This window comes from Desulfovibrio sp. ZJ200 (assembly GCF_011039095.1).
Lineage (GTDB): Bacteria > Desulfobacterota > Desulfovibrionia > Desulfovibrionales > Desulfovibrionaceae > Desulfovibrio.
The window spans coordinates 52,668-73,411 of the sequence record NZ_JAAKEH010000002.1; the positions used below are offsets into that span (position 1 = coordinate 52,668).

At 62.7% G+C, this 20,744-nt stretch carries 17 protein-coding genes; 5 read left to right on the forward strand and 12 right to left on the reverse strand.

Annotation, left to right across the window (positions count from 1 at the left end; all coding sequences use genetic code 11):
- The first annotated feature begins 85 nt into the window (after positions 1-85).
- Positions 86-1,708, forward strand: coding sequence for a cobyrinate a,c-diamide synthase (locus G7Y52_RS01000; RefSeq protein ID WP_165064705.1), 1,623 nt, complete (start codon positions 86-88; stop codon positions 1,706-1,708).
- On the forward strand, positions 1,701-2,948 hold the full coding sequence (locus tag G7Y52_RS01005; RefSeq protein WP_241159548.1) for a glycosyltransferase family 2 protein: 1,248 nt from the start codon (positions 1,701-1,703) through the stop codon (positions 2,946-2,948). The genes G7Y52_RS01000 and G7Y52_RS01005 overlap by 8 nt, the downstream gene beginning before the upstream one ends.
- 147 nt (positions 2,949-3,095) lie before the next feature.
- Here the strand turns inward: G7Y52_RS01005 and G7Y52_RS01010 are convergent, their stop codons facing one another.
- Positions 3,096-3,530, reverse strand: a complete 435-nt coding sequence (locus G7Y52_RS01010; protein ID WP_165064708.1) for an MbtF — start codon at positions 3,528-3,530, stop codon at positions 3,096-3,098.
- Between the two features lie 89 nt (positions 3,531-3,619).
- On the opposite strand from G7Y52_RS01010, the gene G7Y52_RS01015 reads away from it, so the two are divergent.
- Entirely contained in the window at positions 3,620-4,810 is a 1,191-nt protein-coding gene (locus tag G7Y52_RS01015) for a pyridoxal phosphate-dependent aminotransferase (RefSeq protein ID WP_165064711.1), read from the forward strand.
- 199 nt (positions 4,811-5,009) lie between these two features.
- On the opposite strand, the gene G7Y52_RS01020 is transcribed toward G7Y52_RS01015, so the two are convergent.
- The 5 genes from G7Y52_RS01020 to G7Y52_RS01040 all read right to left on the reverse strand — a co-directional run bounded on the left by G7Y52_RS01020 (position 5,010) and on the right by G7Y52_RS01040 (position 11,211).
- On the reverse strand, positions 5,010-7,022 hold the full coding sequence (locus tag G7Y52_RS01020) for an ATP-binding cassette domain-containing protein (RefSeq protein WP_165064714.1): 2,013 nt from the start codon (positions 7,020-7,022) through the stop codon (positions 5,010-5,012).
- Positions 7,019-8,113: an NAD(P)-dependent oxidoreductase gene (locus G7Y52_RS01025; protein WP_165064717.1), complete on the reverse strand. Its 1,095-nt coding sequence runs from the start codon at positions 8,111-8,113 to the stop codon at positions 7,019-7,021. Before G7Y52_RS01025 ends, G7Y52_RS01020 begins: the two co-directional genes overlap by 4 nt.
- Entirely contained in the window at positions 8,110-9,240 is a 1,131-nt protein-coding gene (locus G7Y52_RS01030) for a hypothetical protein (protein WP_165064720.1), read from the reverse strand. Before G7Y52_RS01030 ends, G7Y52_RS01025 begins: the two co-directional genes overlap by 4 nt.
- A 99-nt stretch (positions 9,241-9,339) precedes the next feature.
- Positions 9,340-10,263 carry a dihydroorotate dehydrogenase gene (locus G7Y52_RS01035; RefSeq protein WP_165064723.1) on the reverse strand — a complete coding sequence of 308 codons (924 nt, stop codon included), beginning with the start codon at positions 10,261-10,263 and terminating at the stop codon, positions 9,340-9,342.
- Between the two features lie 138 nt (positions 10,264-10,401).
- The gene (locus tag G7Y52_RS01040; RefSeq protein WP_165064725.1) at positions 10,402-11,211 is read right to left on the reverse strand and encodes a dihydroorotate dehydrogenase electron transfer subunit; all 810 of its coding nucleotides are present in this window, start codon (positions 11,209-11,211) and stop codon (positions 10,402-10,404) included.
- 19 nt (positions 11,212-11,230) lie between these two features.
- Here G7Y52_RS01040 and G7Y52_RS01045 point away from each other — a divergent pair, with 19 nt between their 5' ends.
- The gene (locus G7Y52_RS01045; protein ID WP_165064728.1) at positions 11,231-11,440 is read left to right on the forward strand and encodes a hypothetical protein; all 210 of its coding nucleotides are present in this window, start codon (positions 11,231-11,233) and stop codon (positions 11,438-11,440) included.
- A 136-nt stretch (positions 11,441-11,576) separates the two neighbouring features.
- On the opposite strand, the gene G7Y52_RS01050 is transcribed toward G7Y52_RS01045, so the two are convergent.
- The 3 genes from G7Y52_RS01050 to G7Y52_RS01060 form a co-directional block, all read right to left on the reverse strand.
- The gene (locus G7Y52_RS01050; RefSeq protein ID WP_165064731.1) at positions 11,577-11,843 is read right to left on the reverse strand and encodes a hypothetical protein; all 267 of its coding nucleotides are present in this window, start codon (positions 11,841-11,843) and stop codon (positions 11,577-11,579) included.
- A gap of 204 nt (positions 11,844-12,047) precedes the next feature.
- Positions 12,048-13,073: a cytochrome d ubiquinol oxidase subunit II gene (cydB, locus tag G7Y52_RS01055; protein WP_165064734.1), complete on the reverse strand. Its 1,026-nt coding sequence runs from the start codon at positions 13,071-13,073 to the stop codon at positions 12,048-12,050.
- A 2-nt stretch (positions 13,074-13,075) separates the two neighbouring features.
- On the reverse strand, positions 13,076-14,401 hold the full coding sequence (locus G7Y52_RS01060) for a cytochrome ubiquinol oxidase subunit I (protein WP_165064737.1): 1,326 nt from the start codon (positions 14,399-14,401) through the stop codon (positions 13,076-13,078).
- A gap of 240 nt (positions 14,402-14,641) precedes the next feature.
- Between G7Y52_RS01060 and htpG the strand changes: the two genes are divergently transcribed.
- Positions 14,642-16,606, forward strand: coding sequence for a molecular chaperone HtpG (htpG, locus tag G7Y52_RS01065; protein WP_165064739.1), 1,965 nt, complete (start codon positions 14,642-14,644; stop codon positions 16,604-16,606).
- A 130-nt stretch (positions 16,607-16,736) separates the two neighbouring features.
- Here htpG and G7Y52_RS01070 read toward each other — a convergent pair whose 3' ends face one another.
- The 3 genes from G7Y52_RS01070 to G7Y52_RS01080 form a co-directional block, all read right to left on the reverse strand.
- Positions 16,737-17,315: a hypothetical protein gene (locus G7Y52_RS01070; RefSeq protein ID WP_165064742.1), complete on the reverse strand. Its 579-nt coding sequence runs from the start codon at positions 17,313-17,315 to the stop codon at positions 16,737-16,739.
- A gap of 186 nt (positions 17,316-17,501) precedes the next feature.
- Entirely contained in the window at positions 17,502-18,002 is a 501-nt protein-coding gene (locus G7Y52_RS01075) for a metal-dependent hydrolase (RefSeq protein WP_165064745.1), read from the reverse strand.
- A 180-nt stretch (positions 18,003-18,182) separates the two neighbouring features.
- Complete coding sequence (locus tag G7Y52_RS01080; RefSeq protein ID WP_165064748.1) at positions 18,183-20,447, reverse strand: vitamin B12-dependent ribonucleotide reductase; 2,265 nt, start codon at positions 20,445-20,447, stop codon at positions 18,183-18,185.
- Positions 20,448-20,744 lie beyond the last annotated feature (297 nt).

Sequence of the window (20,744 nt, forward strand, 5' to 3'; positions counted from 1 at the left end):
CCGGCCTGCCACCGGGCAAAAATCTGAATGTCAAGGCAACCTGTTGCGCGTTGCCGATCATGCCAGCCGCGTTCAAGGTATCGCTATGGACAATCCCTGCTGTGCCCCTTCGCCCTTGCCGGCCTCCGTCAACGTGCCCCGGCTCTGCGTGTCCGCCTTGTCCGGGGGCGGCGGCAAGACCCTGTTGTCTCTGGGGCTGGCGCGGGCCCTGGCGGGCATGGGCGTGGCCGTCAAACCTTTCAAGAAAGGGCCGGATTATATTGATGCGGCCTGGTTGTCCCTGGCTGCGCAATGCCCGGCCACCAATCTGGACCCGTACTTTCTGCCGCCGCCGCGCTTGCGCGCGCTGTTCGCGCATGCCGTGAGCGCGGTCGCGCCTGCCCGGGCCGCGCGTCAGACGGGCGCGGACGGCGCGGCCCTGCCACTGGCCCTGGTGGAAGGCAACCGGGGCCTTTTCGACGGGCTGGACGCGGCGGGGTCCTGCTCCACGGCGGAACTTGCGCGGATTCTGGCCTGCCCGATCCTGCTCAGCCTGGACTGCACCAAGATGACCCGCACGGCCGCCGCGCTGGTGCAGGGCATGCTCCATTTCGAGCCGGGTCTTTCCTTCTGCGGCGTGGTGCTCAATCAACTGGGCTCGTCCCGGCATGAGAGCGCGGTGCGCCGCGCGCTGGAGCAATACACGGATCTGCCCGTGCTGGGCGCAGTGCCGCGCCTGCCGGAAAATCCCCTGCCGGAACGGCATATGGGCATTGCCTGCCGGGGAGAGACCCTGGCTGAGGATGCCGGGCGCATCCTGGACAGCCTCGCGGATCTGGCGCGCGCGCATGTGGATCTTGCGGCCGTGCTGGCCGCGGCCCGGGCGGCCCCGCCGCTGCCGGTGGAAGGGCCTTTCTGGCCCGGGCAGGAGGCCGGGGCGGTCGCGTCCCTGCAGGTGGCAAGGCCGCACAATGAAAGCAGCGCACTGACCAGCGCCGCGGCAACGGCTGCGCAAACGTCGCGGCACGCGGTCGCCGCCGCGACAGCCGGGCCGCGCATCGGCTATGTGCGCGACGCGGCGCTCTGGTTTTACTATCAGGAAAATCTGGAGGCCCTTTCCCGCGCAGGGGCCGAACTGCTATGTCTTTCCCTGCTGGATCACGGCGCGCCCTGGCCCGAACTGGACGGCCTCTACCTCGGAGGCGGCTTCCCCGAGGACAGCGCGCCGGAGTTGAGCCGCTCCCGGCATCTGACCGCGCTGCGCGGCCTCGCCAACGCAGGCGCGCCCGTTTATGCCGAGTGCGGCGGTTTCATGCTTCTGGCCCAAGGCATTGAACGCGAAGGGAGACTCTGGCCCATGAGCGGCGTTTTTCCGGTCACAGCCTGCTTTTGCCCCAAACCGCAGGGCCTGGGCTATGTGCGCGGCAGGGTGGCGCGGGAGAACCCGTATTTCCCTCAAGGCCTGGAAGTGCGCGGGCATGAGTTTCATTACTCGCGCTGCCACTGGAGCGGAGAAGCCCCGCTCTGCGCCCTGGATCTGGAGCGCGGCAAAGGCATGGGCCAGATGGCGGGAAGGTGCCGCGACGCCCTGATTCATAAGCGCGTCTGGGCCGGCTACACGCATATTTTTGCTCCGGCAACGCCCTGCTGGGCCCATAACTTCGTGCTCGCGGCCCGGCGTTTCAGGGAGGAACAGGCAGCCGCGCGAGGGGGGAGCCGCCTTGAGTGAGACAGCGCGCGTTTCCGTGATTATCCCGGTCTGGAATCTCTGGAAGATGACCGCGGCATGTCTGCAATCCCTGGCCGGGCACACGCCCGCGGGCTTGGTGGAAGTGCTGGCGGTGGACAACGGCTCCGACGACGCCACGCTGACCGAACTGGAGCCGTTGGGCCGGGCTCTCTGGGGCGGGGCCTTCCGCCGCGTGCGCCTGCCAGAAAACCTGGGCTTCGCCAAAGCCTGCAATGCCGGGGCCCGCGTCGCCACGGCGGATCTGCTCTTTTTTCTGAATAACGACACCACCCTGACCCCGGGTTGGCTTGACCCCCTGATCCGGCTTTTTGACGATCCCGCCCTGGGCGCGGCCGGGCCCCTGCTGCTCTATCCCGACGGCACTGTGCAGCACTGCGGCATTTATCTTACGCCTTTTCTGCGCGTGGGGCATCTTTACGAGCACTTTCCAGGCGCTCATCCCGTGCCCCGCAAGGCGCGGCCCTTGCAGGCCATCACCGGCGCGGCCATGATGCTGCGGCGAACGGTTTTTCAGGATTGCGGCGGCTTTTGCGAGGAATATCTCAACGGCTTTGAAGACCTGGACCTCTGTTGCAGCTTGCGCCACAAGGGGCTCAAAGTGGCCGTGGCCGGACAAAGCGTGGTGTATCATCATGCCAGCCAGACGCCCGGCCGCTTTGAGAACGACACGCGGAACGGCGGCCTGCTTCTGCGGCGCTGGGGGCAAAGTCTGCGCCCGGACCTGCACTATCTGGCGGCGCTTGACAAGTACCGTATGTGCATCGGGCCTTCGCTCTCCTGCTGGACGGCGCTGAGCGAGAGCCGGGAACAGGCGTTGAACGCCGCCTGCGCGGGCAGGGAGTTTGACGAAGCCGCCTGCCGGGCCCTGCTGGAGCAGGAGCCGCTGTGGCTCGGCGGCCGTTTGCTGCTGATGCAACGGCTGGAAGAGCAGGGGCAAAGGCCCGCGGCCCTGGCTGCGGGCATGGCGGCCCTGCGCTTTTTCCCCCAGGTTGCGATCCAGAGCCGGGTTTTGCGGCTGGCCCGCAAGGAGGGCTGGCACGACGCCCTGCCGTCCTTGATCCGCAACGTGCAGACGGAGTTGGAAGACAATGCCGATCGCTACCGGCCCCGGGTGCTGGAGGCCCGCCGCAGAGCGTATGCCGGGGGCGACATGGCGCTGGCCGGGCTGCTCAACGCCTGGCTTGCGCGCTACGGGGCCGGGAAGGCGCAGGGGCTGTGAACGTGGATTCCCCCGCGCCCTCCCGGGCATTGCGGCGGGTTATGCCGAAATGCGCCGACGCCCCCAAAAACAGGCTCCAGAGCATTCTTTGATTGAAAATATCCATTTTCAATCACTGCGCTGCCGTCATTTCGCGTCCAGAACGCGCTATTCCTGTGTGAAACGATACAAGCGCACGGCCAGGGGCTGAATATCGCGGCCGCCCATGGCCGAGACCACAAAGGCGTAGTTCCGGCTCTGCCCGGCGGGCGGGCAGGGACCGCGGTAGTGCCTGGTCAGGCCGCCTTCCGGAATGGTGCTTGTGCCGTCATTGGGCCAGGAGCCGCCGCCGAAGAAGTTCTCCTGATCCCCGTATTCCACGAGACGCACGTCAAAATGCGTCGTGCCCGCAGGAATGCCGGAGATCTGGATCTCAGGCGAGATGCGCGAGCAACGGTGTACATCGCGCAGGCTTACGGATATGGTCATGCCGTCTTGCGCGCCGTCGGCATCGTCCTTTGCGGCGCAGGCAGACAAAAGCAGAGCCGCCAGGAACACGGGCAGCATGGCCCTTGCGGCTCCACCGGATATGCGTAAAAACATCTGAGGCCTCCATGAGCAATTGCTTTCTTCAGCTTTTGAAAGGTATAACCAATAGTCATGGCTAAGACAACAACCATCAGGAGTCGTTTATGTCAATTCTTGCCGACAGCGTGAGCGGGTATCTGGGGCATGCTTCCTGGATACGCCGCATGTTCGAGGCCGGCGGTCAGCTCAAAGCGCGCTTCGGCGCGGAAAACGTCTATGACTTCAGCCTGGGCAACCCCGATTTGCCCGCGCCCGCCGCGGTGGCCCGGGGATTGCGCGCCTTCGCCGAGCACGCGGAAGAGCCCTTTGCCTTCGGCTACATGCCGAACGGCGGCTATCCATGGGCACGCGAAAAACTGGCTGCCCACCTCAGCGCGGAGCAGGGCGTCAGGCTCACCGCCGACGACGTGCTCCTGAGCTGCGGCGCGGCCGGAGGGCTGAACGCCTTTTTGCGCGCCGTGCTCAATCCCGGCGAGGAAATGATCAGTTTCGCGCCCTACTTTGTGGAATACGGCTTTTATGTGGCCAATCACGGCGGCTCCTTCAAGGCCGTCATGAGCAAAAAGGATACCTTTGCCCCGGATCTCATCGCTCTGGAAGAAGCTCTTACCGAGAAAACGCGGGTGGTGCTGATCAACTCGCCGCACAACCCCACGGGCGTGATTTACAGCCGCAAGGATCTCATTGCGCTGGCCAATCTGCTGGAGAACAAAAGTCAGGAATACGGGCGGCCCATCTGGCTCGTGGCCGACGAACCCTACCGCTTTCTGGCCTATGACGGGGCCGAAGTGCCCTCAGTGCTGCCGCTCTACCCCTATGCCGCAGTCATCAGCTCCTTTTCCAAAAACATGTCCCTGCCCGGCGAGCGCGTGGGCTATGTGGCCCTCTCCCCCCGTTTGCAGGAAAAAGCCGAGCTCATGGCCGGTCTGACCCTCGCCAACCGCATCCTGGGCTTTGTGAACCCGCCGGTGGTGGGCCAGCATCTCATGGCCGCGGCCCTGGGCAGTCAGGTGGATTTGTCGATTTACGCGGCCCGGCGCGCTGCCATGGGCGAGGTGCTCAAAAACGCGGGCTATGAATTTCAGATGCCTGCCGGAGCGTTTTATTTCTTCCCCAAAGCCCCGGGCGGCGACGACGTGGCTTTTGTCAACGCGCTTCTGGAAGAGCGCGTGCTGGCCGTGCCCGGCTCGGGCTTTGGCTGCCCGGGCTACTTCCGGCTGGCCTTCTGTGTGGAGGAACGGGTAATACGCAACGCGGCCGACGGTTTTGCCAGGGCCCGTGCGGCCTGCAACTAGAGCATTTTCTCTTTGAAAACGCTCTGCTGACGCGAAAGCGGCAGCCGCCGCAACGCGGCGTACATTCAGGCGAAAACCGCGTTTTTCGCCTGAATGCCACCTTTGACTTTCATAAAAAGTCAAAGGTAATCTGCTCTAGGGTCAGCCCTCATTAGAGCATTTTGCTTTTGAAATTATTCAATTTCAAAAGCAAAATGCTCTAGAAGCCGCACTTGTCTTTGATGGCCGCGATCTTTTCTTCCAGCCCGGCCATTTCCTCCAGCAACTCCTCGCCGCGGCGCTTGCATTCCTCAAAACGCTTGAGCAGTTCGCCGGAACGGCTGTGATCCGCATAGACGGCCGGGTCTGCCAACTGGCCTTCCACGTCCGACTGTTCTTGCAGCACGCGGGCCAGTTCTTCCTCCAGGGCCGCGGACCTGCTTTGCAGGGGCTTGAGCTCCTTGTGCAAGGCATTGCGTTTTTCCGCCTGCTGACGCTTGAGGCGCTTCTGATCCTCGCGGGAAAGCGGCCGGACCACGGGCGCGGTCGTTTTGGCGGCGCCCGCGCCCCCAGGCTTGCCTTTGTGCGCCTGCGGCGCGGCGGCCATGCCGGGGCGCGCGCCGTCCGCGACCGGCTGCGCCCGGCGCGCCGCATCATAGGCCTTGAAATCCGCATAGGCGGTCAGCCCGGCGCTGTTCAGCTCCCAGGCTTCCGCTCCCACCTGCGAGAGCAGCCAGCGGTCATGCGCCACCATCAGGAGCGTGCCGGTAAATTTTTGCAGAGCCGCCACCAGGGCCTCGCGACTTTCCAAATCCAGATGGTTGGTGGGCTCGTCCAAAAGCAGAAAATTGCAGCGCTTCAAAAACAGGCTGGCCAGCACCAGGCGGCTTTTTTCGCCGCCGGACAGGGCGCTGACCTGGCGGTCGAAATACTCCTGACCCAGCAGAAAGAGCCCGAGCACGCTCATCAGCTCCTCTTCCGTGGTGCGCGGATCGGAAAGGCGGCGGATCTCGCCCAGCACCGTGGTATCCGGGCGCAGGGTTTCCATCTGGTGCTGGGTGTAATAGCCCAGGCGCATCTGGGAAGCCGCGACCAGATTGCCGCCGCAGCGTTCCAGCTGCCCGGCCAGCAGCTTGAGCAGGGTGGACTTGCCGCAGCCGTTATGGCCCACCAGGGCCACGCGCTGGCCGCGATACAGCGTGAAGGTCAGGGGCGGCCACATGGTTTTGCCGTCCGGGAAATGAAAGGCAAGATCAGCCACGGCCAGCACGATTTTTTCCGAGTGCGGGGCCTCGGGCCAGGAAAAACTGAGTTCCTTGCGTTTGGGCTCGGGCCGGTAGTCCTCCAGTTCCTTTTCCAGCTTTTTGGCCATCTTCTGCCGCGATCCGGCCTGCCGGGCCTTGGTGGCCTTGGCCCGGAAGCGCTCCACAAAGGCCATTTTGCGGTTCAGCTCGTCCTGCAGGGCGCGGGCCTCGCGCTCGCGCTGGGCATTGTATTCCTCCTGCAAGGTCAGAAACTGCGTGTAGGTCGCCTTGCGGAACACAGGCCGGGACAGGCCCAGATACAGCACATGGCTGCCCACAGTATCCATGAACAGGCGGTCATGGGCCACAAAAACCAGCGCGCCCTTGAAATCCAGCAAAAAAGTCTCAAGCCATTCCACGGCTTCCATGTCCAGATGGTTGGTAGGCTCATCCAGCAAGAGCACATCGGCCCCGGCCGTGAGCACGCGCGCCAGTTTGGCCCGCTCCCGCCAGCCGCCCGAGAGGCTGCGCAGGGGGCGCGCCCACTTGTCCTCGGCAAAGCCCAGGCCCGTCAGCACGGCCTTGGCCCGGTGCTCGGGATTGTAGCCGTACATGGCCTCCAGTTCGGCCTGACGGTGCATGAGCTGGGTCAGCAGGGCTTCGTCCCTGCGGGCCGCGGCTTGTTCCCACTCGGCCCAGAAGTCATTCCAGTCATGCACCACGTCCAGCACATAGTGCAGCAGCGGCGTGTCCAGAGCTTCTTCGGAAAGTTCCTGCTCCACATAGCCCAGGCGGCAGCCTTTGGGCAGGATCACGCGGCCGCCGTCAGGGGCCTCCACCCCGGCCAGCAGGCGCAGCAGAGTGGATTTGCCCGTGCCGTTGGGCCCGCAGACGCACAAGCGCACGCCGGAATCCACCTCCAGCGAAAAATTGCTGAAAATGTCGCGCCCGCCAAAGGATTTGGACAATCCCTGAATGGTAATCTTCACAGCCAGCCCTCGCGGCGATAGCCCTGCACGGCCTCGGCCATGCCCTGTTCCAGACTCACGGCAGGCGCGTAGCCCAGTTCCCGCCGGATGCGGGAAGCGTCGCACAGCCAGCCCGGCTGGCGGGCCTCACGGTATTTGTCCAGGTTCCAGGCCGGGGCGCGAGCCGGCGCTTTCCCCCTGAAGCGGGACAGAAAAGCATGGCGGGCAAGCCCCAGGGCCGTGGAGGCGGCCGCGGTCACGGCCATGATCGGCAGGGGCATGCGGATCACGCGCACTCCCCGGCCCTTTCCGGGAGCCGCGCCGCGCCCCAGGGCCGCGCCCATGGCCCGGCAAAATTGTTCCATGCTGTACTCGGCCCCGTCGTTCACATAGTAGACGCCGCGCGCCGCATCAGCACAGCAGCGCAGCACGGCCTGGGCCATGTCCCGCGCATGCACCACGGAAACGGGAAAGTCGCGAAACGCGCCCGGGCTCACTGCCCAGCCCTTTTGCACGCCCTTGAAAACCGGCAGCAGCCCCTTGTCGCCGGAGCCATAGATGATCGGCGGCCGCACGATCACGAGCCGCTCTCCCAAAGCGCGGGCCAGAATCTGCTCGCTCAAGAGCTTGGACCAGCCGTAGGCTGAAACCGGCGCGGGCGGCATGGCCTCCGTGACGCCCGGCGACATGGCCGAGGGCCCGGCGGCAGCCAGGCTGGAGACCAGCACAAAGCGGCCGGGACTGGCCTGGCCCCTGGCCTTCAGGCTGCTCAGAGCCCCGGCCAGGGTGAACGCGGCCAGAGCGTTGGCCCGCAGAAAATCCTGCCAGGAGAGGCCGAAGAGCAAGGCGGCCATGTGGATGACCAGATCCTGCCCGGCCAGAGCCTGCTCAAGCCCCTGGCCGTTGCCCAGATCCCCACGGACAGTTTGCACGCCCGCGGGCAGATGCGCCGCGCGCGAGGAGGCCCGCGTCAGGCAGGTCACCTGCGCGCCCGCATCCACAAGACGCGGCAGCAGGTGGCGGCCCACAAAACCCGTGCCGCCGGTGACCAGCGCTTTTTTGCCGTCAAGCCGCGGCAGCCGCGACAAAAGGGCCGGGCCAACGTCGCTCATGCGCTGATCTCCCTGCGATAGATGCGGTAGCGTTTGGTGATCCGGCCGGAAAAATCCTCGATCAGATCATTGACCGCCACATTGTCCTCCAGCACCCAGGAACCTTCCACCCACTGAAAATCAGGATTTCTGCGCGCCTTTTCAAGCATGAAGTCCAAAAGCAGCAGGGGCAGACCCATGAGCCGGAATTCCTCCTTGATCCCGAAGAGGATGATACGGTAGCCGCCGCGTATCTCGGCGCGCGCCTGCCACCAGTGCCAGAGCGCGGTCAGGCCAAGTTTGCCGTTGAGGCGCTTGAGCAGCGGGTTCATGTCAGGCAGGGCGACCATCCCGGCAGCCGGTTGGCCGTTGTGAAAAAAGAGCACGAAAAATTCCGGGTCCAGCACGCCCTTGAGCTCTTTGACATGGTGCTCTGCCTCGGCTTCGGAAAGCGGCGAGAAGCCCCAGTTTTTGGCCCAGGATGAGCGGTAGATGCCGAGCATGATTCGGATATCCTGTGCCAGAGTTGCCTTGCTGGAAGTCCGGCAGGTAAAGCGGCCCTGCTCTTTCAGCCGGGCCACTTCGGCACTGAGCCAGTCCGGCAGGCAGAAACGCTCGCGCTCAATGAGGTAGGCAAAAAGGTCCTGCTCCTTGCGCAGATGCCAGCCTTCCAGCAGTTCCGCGTAATACGGCGGATTCCAGGGCATCATGATCACAGGCGGCAGCTCGAAACCGTGCACCAGCAGGCCGCAAATGTAATTGGCCGAGGGATTCAGCGGCCCGCGCATGAAGGTCATGCCCTCCTGCGCCAGCGTGCGGCGCGCCGCGTCGAGCAGGGCATGGGCCGCTTCCCGGTCGTTCTGGCATTCAAAAAAGCCGAATGCCCCGCAGGATTCGCCGGCATAGGCGTTGTATTTCTCGTCCACAATGGCCGCAATGCGGCCCACGGGCCTGCCGTCGCGCAGCGCCAGAAAAAGCTCGCGCCGGGCCGTGTCCCAGAAAGGGTGCGCGCCCGGCGTGAGCAATTCGCGCTCCTGGCTCTTGATGGGCGGCACCCAGAGGGGCTCGCCCGCGTGGATCAGCCAGGGCAGATCCACAAAACTGCTCAGCTCCTGCTCGGAGCGCGCCGGAATAATCGTAACGGGCATGTTCTGAAAATGTATTTGTTGGTTGCAGAGCAAGGAAGGCAAACCGAAAACGCGGGCGGCGCATGGGCTTTTGCCCCGCCGCGTCGCCGCGCAAGAACGTCACACCGCCAGAGTCCCGCGCAGATCCTCAAGACGTTGGATGCCGAGCCGCTCGCAGGCTGCGGGCAGTTCGGCCGCCAGGGCAAAGGCGCAATCCGGCCGCATGAAATTGCCTGTGCCCACCTGCACGGCGTGCGCGCCTGCCAGAATAAACTCCAGCGCGTCTTCCGCGCTGACGATGCCGCCCACGCCCACGACCGGAATCTTGACGGCCCGCGCCACCTGCCAGACGCAGCGCAGGGCCACGGGCTTGATGGCCGGACCGGAAAGCCCCCCCAGCACATTGGCCAGGGCCGGACGACGGTTTTTCAAGTCCACGGCCAGGCCCAAAAGCGTATTGATGCACGAAATGCTGTCCGCGCCCGCATCCTCGACGCTGCGCGCCATGAGCGCGATGTCCGTGACGTTGGGGGAAAGCTTGACCATCACATGACTGCGCGGCGCGGCCTTGCGCACCGCCGCGGTCACGGCCGCGGCCAGCCTGGGATCCTGGCCGAAAAGCACCCCGCCCTGCTTCACATTGGGGCAGGAAACATTGATCTCCAGAGCGGCCACGCCTTCCTCGGCTTCAAGCCGGGCGGCCAGTTCCCCGAATTCCTCCGGGGACGCGGCATAGAGATTGGCGATGATCGGCACATCCCGCCAGGGTAGATTGGGCAGCTTTTCCCGGCAGAAGGCCTCTACCCCGTCATTCTGCAAACCCACGGCATTGAGCATGCCCGCCGTGGTTTCCGCAATGCGCGGGCAGGGGTTGCCCTCGCGCGGCTTGAGCGAGAGGCCTTTGACCACAATGCCGCCCAGGCTCGCCAAATCCCCGTAGGACGCGAATTCCAGGCCGTAGCCGAAGGTGCCCGAGGCTGTGAGCACCGGATTTTTTAATCTGAGATCGCGGGATTGCCCTTTGAGGGTGACGGAAAGATCCATGCTGTCCTGACCATCCGGCTGGTGTAAAAAGATGAATTCTGTTCCCTGGCGGAAAAGAAGCCCCTGCGGGACAGGGCCGGCGCCCGGAGCCCTGGACTGCAAAGGCTTGCGGGCCGTCCGGGCGGCACAAGACGCTTTTTACAATTCAATATGTTCGGCCCAGAACACAGGGCCCTGATTGCAGGTCTGGACCAGCCCCCCGCGCCTGGAGGGCACGGGCCAGGCCTGCGTTGTTCTGACCACGCAGCCCAGGCAGGCTCCCACGCCGCAGGCCATGCGGTTTTCAAGCGAAAGTTGGGTGCGCACGTTCAGTTCCCTGGCGAATTTGTGCACGGTGCGCAGAAAGGGCAGGGGCCCGCAGGCCAGCACCAGACCTTTCTGCTCCGCATATTCGCGCATCCGCTCCTGCAACGAAAAAATGAAGTTGTCCAGATCGCCGGGCGTATGTTCCCTCAGGCTGTCCAGGGGCACATGCTCGTTGATGCTGTCCACCGGGTAACAACTGATGGGCTCGCGGTGGCCGAAAAGCATGGTCACATTCCAGGGCTTGGGATGCTCGTTGACGTAGCCCACAAAAGGCACGATGCCCATTCCCCCTGCCAGCAGCAGGGTGGGCGTGTCCGGCTCCACGGCAAAACCGTTGCCCAGAGGACCCCAGGCCTGTACCGTGTCGCCTGCCTTGAGCCCGGCCATGCGCCGGGTGCCCTTGCCCTGGACCTGAAAAAAGCAGATCAGATGCCGGGCGGTCATGTGACAGATGCCCAGAGGCCGGGCCCAGGGAATTTCCAGGCCGAAGGACGTGGGGCGGAGCATGACAAACTGGCCCGGACGCCAGCTCTCCCATTGGGGATGGGTCAGGCGCAGGGCAAAGAAACGGCTTTCCTGGCCGGTCTGGCCGAAAGGCACCAGATCCAGCACTGTGAGCCGACAGGAACGTGGCTGAGACATATCCGTAGTATAGAGAGAGTTGCCTGGCCGGTCAACCGGGGAAAGGCCGACGCATCTCATTAGAGTATTTTTAGAGCATTTTCTCTTTGAAAATGCTCTGCTGACGCGAAAGCGGCAGCCGCCGCAACGCGGCGTACATTCAGGCGAAAACCGCGTTTTTCGCCTGAATGCCACCTTTGACTTTCATAAAAAGTCAAAGGTAATCTGCTCTAAAGAGAAAATGCTCTAGGGCGCGAAAATTCCGGCGCGCCGGACGACAGTATCCCGGGCCGCACGCATACACGCTTGCGGCCCGGGATACATAAGACGACTGCGGCTGATGTGCTCAGCCCGCAGCGCAACGGCCGTTCAACGGCCGTGGGGCGTTACTGCCACATTTTTTTGAGTTGGGCGTCAGTGACGCCAAGACGGTGCATGCACATCACAAAATAGGAGTCCCAGAGCGGGTTGGTGGAAGTATAGATGCCGGGGCCGTTCATGGCCGTGGCTTCTTCCTGGCATTGCACTTTGGCGCGCTGGGCCTCCTGCTCCTCGAAGGTCAGGGGTTCATGATGGCGGTATTGCGACGCGCACGCGGCAAGGGCTGAGACGCACAGCGCGGCGGCCAGGAATAATCCTGTGAATCGTTTCATTGTTTGCTCCGAATAAAGTTGAAAAGCCGCACGGGCAGAATACCGGTGCGGCTTTCAGGGTTAAAGGATACGGTTTGGCCCGGTTTGCCGCATGGGTTTTGCGTTCAATTCCCCTGCGGCGCTGATCTGTTACCGGGCTGCGGCCGGTTCAGATTCCCGTTGGGGGCTGAAGCGGCCGGAAGGGCAGTGCATCATAAGCCTGCCCTAATATGCATGATCGTCCTCAAGTTCCCGGGCCGTCACCGGCTGAGAGAATATCCGGTAGGTCCAGAACTGGTAGATCAGAACAAGAGGCACCATGACCACTGCCACGCCGAGCATGATCTTGAGAGTCAGCGGGCTGGAAGAGCCGTTGAAGGCCGTCACCGTGGCCGCCGGGTCCAGGGAGGAGATGATCATGCCCGGGTACATGCCCATGACGCCGAAGTACGTCACGCCGATGATGAACAGGGCGCTACAGCCCCAGGCCAGCCAGAGCCTGCCTGCCCGCAGCATGGCGCGCGCGCCCAGCAGGCCCGCCAGGGCCAGCAGCGGCAGCGCGAAGAGCGCCGGCATGGCCAGGTAATTGGCATACAGTTTGGTGTAAAAGGCGGTCATGATCAAAAAGACCACCAGCAGCGCCAGCATGAGCGGCCAGAGCATGGTGGCCGCGGCCAGAGCTCTGGTCTGCAGTTGGCCTCTGCTCTTGATGGCGAGCCAGATGGCCCCGTGCAGGGTGAACATGCAGAGAAAGAACACGCCGCCCGCCAGACCGTAAGGATTGAGCAGCTTGAGCAGATTGCCGTGATAGACGCCCTGCGCGTCCACCGGGATGCCCATGAACAGGTTGGCGAAAGCCACCCCCAGCAGCAGGCAGGGCAGCAGGTTGGCCAGAAAATGCACGCCGTCCCAGAAGGAGCGCCAGGAGGCATGTTCCACCTTGCCGCGGAACTCAAAGGACACGGCGCGGAAAATCAGGGCGAAGAGCAGGATCAGCAGGGGCGCGTAAAGCGCGCTGAACATGAGCGCGTAGGCCGTGGGAAAGGCCGCGAAGGTCACGCCGCCGGCCGCGATCAGCCAGACCTCGTTGCCGTCCCAGAAGGGACCGGCGGCATTGTACATGATCCGGCGGTCGGTCTCGGTTTTGCCGAGGAAGGGCAGCAGCGCGCCCATGCCCAGGTCAAAACCGTCCAGGACGAAATATGCGGCCCAGAGCAGGGCCCAGAGCACAAACCAGGTGGTTTCCAACATGACTATGCCTCCCGGGCGTCGGGGCCCTTGAGCGCGTATTTGCGCAGCAGATAGATATCGAGGATGCCCAGCGCCGAATAAACCAGGATGAAGGCGCCCAGCGAGATGGCCACATTGGAGGCCGGCACCGGGGACACGGCGTCGGTGGTGCGCATGAGCCCGTAGACGATCCAGGGCTGGCGGCCTATTTCGGCCACGGCCCAGCCCAGCATCAGGCCGATGTAGGGCAGGGGTATATTCCAGACCAGGGCTTTCAGGAGCCCCCGGCAGGGCATCTGGCGTTTGCGCTGCAGGGTGGCCGCCAGAGAAAGCAGAAGGAAGAGCATGCCCAGGGCCACCATCAGCCGGAAGGACCAGAACACGGGCGTGACCGGGGGCCGGTCTTCCTTGGGGAAGCTCTTGAGGCCTTTGACCTCGGCGTCGGTGCGATTGTAGGCGATCCAGCTCAAAAGCCCCGGAATGCCCAAGGCCTGGATGCTGTTGCGCTCGTTGTCCGGATCAGGCCAGACCATCAGATAGAAAGGCGCGTTCGTGCCGCTTTCCCAGTGGGATTCCATGGCCGCCAGCTTGGCGGGCTGATGCTCGGCCACGGCTTTGCCCTGCTCGTCGCCGCTGAGCACCAGAACAAGCGTCAGAATCAGGGTCCAGGGCGCAATCATTTTGAAGGAACGGCGGAAAAAATCCGTGTGGGCCTGGTTCCTGTTGCGCAGAAGATGCCAGGCCGAAACCCCGAGCACGAAAAAGCCGCCCAGGGCCCAGGCCGCCAGCACGGTGTGCGCGAACATGCCCCAGGCGTAGCCGTTGAAAACCACCTCCCAGAAATTGGCAAGCTCGGCCCGGCCCGCGGCCTCGTTGATCACATAGCCCACCGGGCGCTGCATGAAGCCGTTGGCCAGGATGATCCACAAGGCGGAAATGTTGCCCGCAAGGGCCACCAGCCAGATACAGAGCAGATGGGTTTTTTTGCCGACCTTGTCCCAGCCGAAATGCCAGATGGCCAGAAAGGTGGATTCCAGAAAAAAAGCCACCGTGGCTTCAATGGCCAGAAGCGAGCCGAAAATATCGCCTACATACTCGGAATAGCGGGACCAGTTGGTGCCGAACTGAAATTCCAGCGTAATGCCGGTCACCACGCCCAAGGTAAAGTTGATGAGGAAAAGTTTGCCCCAGAATTTGGCATGGCGTTTCCATATTTCATCGCCGGTGCGCACGTAGCGGGTTTCCATCCAGGCGATAATTACGGAAAGGCCGAGGGTCAGGGGCACGAAAATAAAATGAAAAAACACGGCCACAGCGAATTGCAGCCGTGAAAGCATCACAACGTCCATTAGGGCCTCCTTACGACTTCGTCTATGGCAGATAGCCTGAAGTTCGTCAAAAAGCAAGCAATAGTTGATATCGAAGGATTCATTTTTCGAGTGAAATTTCTTTCTCAATCATGTAAAAGTAAAATGAACTTTGTAAGACAGTCATCTCAAAGGTGAATCCCTCCTGAGATCGGCTGATCCTTGACGCCGCGCAATACGGCCTTAATGTAACGGGTAATGTTGTAATCCAGGAGGTTCGCTATGGCCGAAGCCGGCAAAAAGACCCGTCAATTTCGCGCTGAAGTACGCAAGGTTCTGCACATCCTGACCAATTCCCTGTACACCAATCGCGAAATCTTTCTGCGCGAGCTCATTTCCAATGCCTCGGACGCGTTGGACAAGCTGCGCTTTCGCATCAGCCGCGGCGAAAAGCCGCGCGATACGGAGCTGCCGCTGGAAATCCGGATCAGCATCGACAAGGATGCCAAAACCCTGACCATCGCCGACACCGGCACAGGCATGACGGCCGAGGAACTGGCCGAAAACCTGGGCACTATCGCCAAGTCCGGTTCCGAGGAATTTCTGGCGGATCTGGCGGCCGAGGCCGAGACGCGCAAGTCCAAAGGCAACGGCACAAGCGGCGGCGAGGCCGAGACGCCGGATGCGGCCAACATCATCGGCCGTTTCGGCGTGGGCTTTTATTCGGTCTTTATGGTGGCCGACAAGGTGGAAGTGACTTCCCGCCCGGCCTTCGGCAAGGACGCCGCGGCCCATGTCTGGACCAGCGACGGCCTGGGCTCCTACAGCATTGCGCCTTCCGACGCAGCCGAGCCCGCACGCGGCACAACGGTCAAAGCGCATCTCAAGGACGACGCCGTGGAATTTCTGGAAAAATTCCGGGTGGAGTCGGCCATCCGCAAACATTCGGCCTTTGTGCCCTTTCCCGTTTTCGTGGACGGGGAGCGGGTCAACACCCAGCCCGCGCTCTGGCGCGAGCCCAAATCCGCAGTCAGCAAGGAGCAATATGACAATTTTTACAAATCCCTGACCTATGACGCCAAGGCCCCCCTGGATGTCCTGCATATCTCGGTGGATGTGCCGGTGCAGTTCAATGCCCTGCTGTTCATCCCGGACAGCGCGCAGGATTTCTTCGGCGCGGATCGCGATTTCTGGGGTCTGGATCTCTATGCCCGGCGGGTGCTCATCCAGAACCGCAACAAAGAGCTGATCCCCGAATACCTGGCCTTTCTCAAGGGCGTGGTGGACACCGAGGATCTGCCCCTCAATATTTCGCGCGAGACGCTCCAGGAAAACGTGCTGCTGCGCAAGATCCATCAGGTCATTGTCAAACAGACCCTGAGCCATCTGGAAAAAACGGCCAGGGACGATGCGGAGCGCTACAATCGTTTCTGGCGGCTGCACGGCAAAGTCTTCAAGCTCGGCTACCACGATTACCCCAATCGCGAGCGGATCAGCGCGCTGCTGCGTTTCAACTCCTCAAGCCTGCCGGAGGCCGAACTGCTGACCAGTCTGGACGAGTATATGTCCCGCGCGCCCCGGAGCCAGAAAACCTTCTGGTATGTGGCCGCGCCCAATCGCGAGGCCGCCAGGCTCAACCCCCACATGGAGCTTTTCCGCAAGAAGGGCATTGAAGTGCTCTATCTTTTCGAGCCGGTGGACGAATTTGTCATGGAAGGCATCGGCAAGTATAAGGAATGGGATTTCAAATCCGTGGAAAGCGCGGCCGATGACGCCCTGAGCGCCTTTGAGGACAAGGAGGGCGAGAGCAGGGAAGCCGCGGCGCCGCTTACCGAAGAGGACAATGCCACCTTTGACGATTTGCTCAGGCGCATGAAAGAGATCCTGGGCGACAGGGTCACTGATGTGCGCGTCTCGCACCGTCTGGCAGACAGCCCGGTCGTGCTGGTTTCCCCTGACGGCGGCCTTTCCTCGTCCATGGAAAAGCTGCTCAAAGTCATGCAGAAGGACGACTCCCTGCCGGTGAAGGTTCTGGAGGTCAACCGCGATCACCCGCTGCTGCGCAGCATGTTGCGGATCTACAAGGCCGATGCGCAGGACAGGACGCTGGCTGAAATGACCCAGGGCCTTTTTGACGCCGCCCTGCTGCTGGATGGCTACCTTAAGGACCCGCAGGCCCTGGCCGCGCGCGCCAACAAGCTGCTGGAAGAAGCCGCGGCCTGGTATACGGAGGTCAGGAAGATATAAAAACCGTGTGAAAAAGTCTTTGCGGGAATCTGCCGCGCAGGGCGTTCGCCAACCGCAGGGGGCATGTTCCAGCGGTTCGCGAACGCCCTTGCGCTTTTTCAAGGGCAGGCTGCCTGAGGTCAGCGCCGCGTCAGTGTCCGGCGTTCTCGTGCGTCCATCCCTGCGGTCGGAAGCGGAAGGAAAGGGGGCGGTACACGGAAATCAGGCACATGGAAAGAATGATTGCCAGTTGCAGCGCGCCTTCCCTCATGCTTTCGGGCAGGATGCAGGCCCGCACGAAACGCAGCGGCCCGTCCAGGTCCCGGGATGCCAGCAGCCCGATCCAGGCGTCGCCCCACGGTCCCCAGAACACGGTGCCCCAGAAGCCCGCGCAGAGGCTGATCATCCATTTGTAGCCGATCCAGGCGAATTTGAAAAAGCCGATGGACGTGCAGGTGGAATAGAACAGGCCGGTGAGCAGGCAGCCTGCCAGCCCGGGCATCACCACCCAGGTATCCACAAAGTGCAGGCATTGGCCCACCAGCGCGGCAAAAGCCGGATCTGCGGACGAAAGTTTCAGAAAACTGAGCGCCTGCATGGAAAGGGCGCCGCCTGCCCAGGCTGTGGCGGCCAGCAGGTGCAGGGCCTTCATGCCTTTGATGATCACATTGTCGTGCGCGCTGAGCCCTTTGCCCTTTGCGCCGTATTTTTTCACCATCTCGTTCAGCATACGCGCCTCTTGCAAACAAACGTCCGCGCGACGTGGCCTGTCCGAATCCGCTCTCAGCCGTGCCGGAACCTGCGCCCGGCTTCACGGCCGCGCCTGCCGCCCCCCTGCCTTTGCGATCCTGCGACCGTGTCCGGGAAGCAGCGATCGTGCCGCCTGCCCGCTACAGTCCGTCCGGCCCGATGAAGATCAAAGGAAGAAGCGGCCTTGTCCCACATGACGCACAAGGCGCAGCACGTCCTCGCCCAGAAACAGCCAGACCGCAGCCACGATGGCGGCCAGAAAGCAATACTCGCCCAGGCTGCCCGTTGAACAGAGCTTCAGTGAAAAGCGTCCTTTGCGGGAAAAGGGCTGCAAGGGCACGCCCTGGGGCGTAAGCATATCCAGGATCACATGCGAGATGCCCCCGAAGCCCACGCCCAGAAGCGCGGCGCGCTCCGCGGGCGGCAGGGGCAAAACCATCCCGGCCAGAAGCAGGGCCAGCCACCAGCCGAACCAGTGCGTCGCGCCCCGGTGGATGCGGTTGAAGACCCGCTGTCGCGCGCGTTTTGAGCCAGCCAGACCGGCCAGGCGCTGATCCAGCACATCAGGCAGCACAGCGCCCACGCAGGCGGCAACAATGCCCGCCGGCGGCAATTGCAGGGCCAGAGCCGCGGCCACGGCCGCGCTTTGATGCGTAAGCCACTTCATAAATCTGCCGGTCGATGCCTGTGCGATATGGACCCTGCTGCTCAGGCCGGAGCGTTCCTTTTCCTGTAACGCTCCGGGCCTGCCGACTGCATTGCGGGGCTGCGACGAGGACAATACAACACAGAAAACTTCACTTTCTGTGTAGCGTTTAAAAGCACTCTGCCCGAAAGTTGCGCAGTACTAGCCGCAGCGTGAAAAGCCGCAGGCCTGGCAGATCAGGCAGCCTTCCTGAAAAAGCAGGGGCTCGTTGCATTCCGGGCAGCGCTGCACCTCCAGATCATTCACGTCGCCCAAACGCTCATCCTTGAGGTAACGTTTTTCCAGCACCCAGGCAATGGCGTCCGGGATGGAAAGCAGCAGGCCCTTCCCCCGGAAGACAGGATGCTCGCCGCCGATCCCCTTGATCTGAGCCACCACGTCGCGCACATGCACGCCCGAGCGCAGGGCCAGGGAGACCAGGCGGCCGATGGCCTCGGCCTTGGCCGTGATCGAGCGGCCGGATTTGCCGATGGTGGCAAAGACCTCAAAGGGCTCGCCGTCCACCTCGTTGACCGTGAGGTACATGGCTCCCAGGCCGGTCTGCACTTTCTGGGTAAAGCCCTGCACAATGTCCGGCCGCTTGCGCACGGAGGAGGCAGGCCTAGCAGCCTCGGGCGCGACGTCGCCGTCCATTTTTTTCTGGCCCTCGCCCGTGGCCAGCACCTGGATGCTCTTGCAGCCGTCGCGGTAGACCGTGACGCCCTTGCAGCCTTCCTTGTAGGCCAGCCAGTAGATGTCGTAGATGTCCTGCTCCGTGGCGCTGTTGGGCAGATTCACGGTCTTGGACACCGCATTGTCCGTATGGCGCTGAAAGGCGGCCTGCATGCGCAGATGCCAGACCGGCTCAATGTCCATGGCGGTCACAAAGACCTTGCGCAGCCTGGCGGGGAGATATTCCATGCTCTTGATGGACCCCCTGGCCACCACGCTGTCCATGAGCTCGTGGCTGAACAGTCCGGCTTCGGTAAGCGCGGCCTCAAAATAGGGGTTCACCTCCACCAGACGCTCGCCATCCAGAATATTGCGGGTGAAACAGAGCGCGAAAAGCGGCTCCACGCCGGACGAGCAGCCAGCAATGATCGACAGCGTGCCCGTGGGCGCAATGGTGGTCACCGTGGCGTTGCGGTAGGGCCCCATCTTTTTTTGCGCGTAGACGGAGGCGGCATAGGCCGGAAAGGGGCCCCGCTCTTTGGCCAGCTCGGCCGAAGCCTTGTGGCCCTCCTCCTGCACAAAGCCCATGAGCCGCTCGGCCAGCGCAATGCCCTGCTCCGAATCATAGGCCACGCCCAGCTCAAAGAGCAGATCCGCAAAGCCCATGACGCCCAGGCCGATCTTGCGGTTCTTGCGCACGGTCTCGCTGATGCGCTCCAGGGGGAAGCGCGAGGCGTCGATCACATTGTCCAGAAAGCGCACGGCAAGATGCGTCACCCGCCTGAGCTCATCCCAGTCAATGCCTTTCTGTGCCGGGTCCACGTCGTCGTTGTGCCCCGGCAGATAAAAGCAGGACAGATTGATAGAGCCCAGATTGCAGGCCTCAAAAGGCAGCAGCGGCTGCTCGCCGCACGGGTTGGTGGATTCAATCTCGCCCTGATCCGGGGTGGGATTGTCGCGATTGATCCTGTCCAGAAAAACAATGCCGGGATCGCCCGACTGCCAGGCTTTTTTGACCAGCATGTCGAAAACGTCGCGCGCGCGCAGGCGCTCCAGAGGCTCGCCGCTGCCCGGCATGCGCAGATCGTACTGCTCGTCGTTTTCCACGGCCTGCATGAATGTTTCGGTCAGGCCCACGGAAAGATTGAAGTTATTGAATTCGCCCTCTTTTTCCTTGGCGCGGATAAACTCAAGGATGTCAGGATGATCCACGCGCAAAATGCCCATATTGGCGCCGCGCCGGGTGCCGCCCTGCTTGATCTGTTCGGTGGCGGTGTTGAAAATGCGCAAAAAGGACACCGGCCCGGAAGCCACGCCGCCGGTGGAACCCACTCTGCTCTCCCTCGGCCTCAGCCGCGAGAAGGAAAAGCCGGTGCCGCCGCCGGACTTGTGAATCATGGCCGCGTACTTCACGGCGTCGAAAATTTCCTCAATGGAGTCGCCCACAGGCAGCACAAAGCAGGCCGAGAGCTGGCCCAGATCCGTGCCCGCATTCATCAGGGTGGGCGAATTGGGCAAAAACTTCCAGTTGGTCATCAGATCGTAAAAATCGCGGGCCAATTCCGCGGGCTCACGGGATGACTTGTCGTATTTGGCCTCTTCCCCGGCAATGGCCGAGGCCACGCGCCAGAAAAGATCGCGCGGGCTTTCCTCTATTTTGCCGTCCGGACTTTTGCGCAGATAGCGTTTTTGCAGCACCACTTCGGTGTTGGGCTTGAGTTGCGGCTGCGGCAGATTTTTGGGCATTGCGATCATCGAAACGTAAACCTTGGGCTTGAAGTTATGTAACAATCCTTCCCCGGACATGGCGCTGCGCGCTCCCGGGTTTAGAGCGTTTTGCTAATGAAATTAGCTAAACGCTCTGGCAGGGCGAAGCCATGCCCGCCGCGTAGGCGCAGGCGAAATTTACTTTCGCCGTTAAGCGCCGGAGCGAGCGTTTCAAAAGCACTATGCTCTAGGGGCAAGACCATGCCCGCTGCCGTCGGACGCGCAAAGAGCGGATCGCCGCCGGCAAAAGTGCGGCAAGGGACATCCCTTGCCGACGCTCTGCCG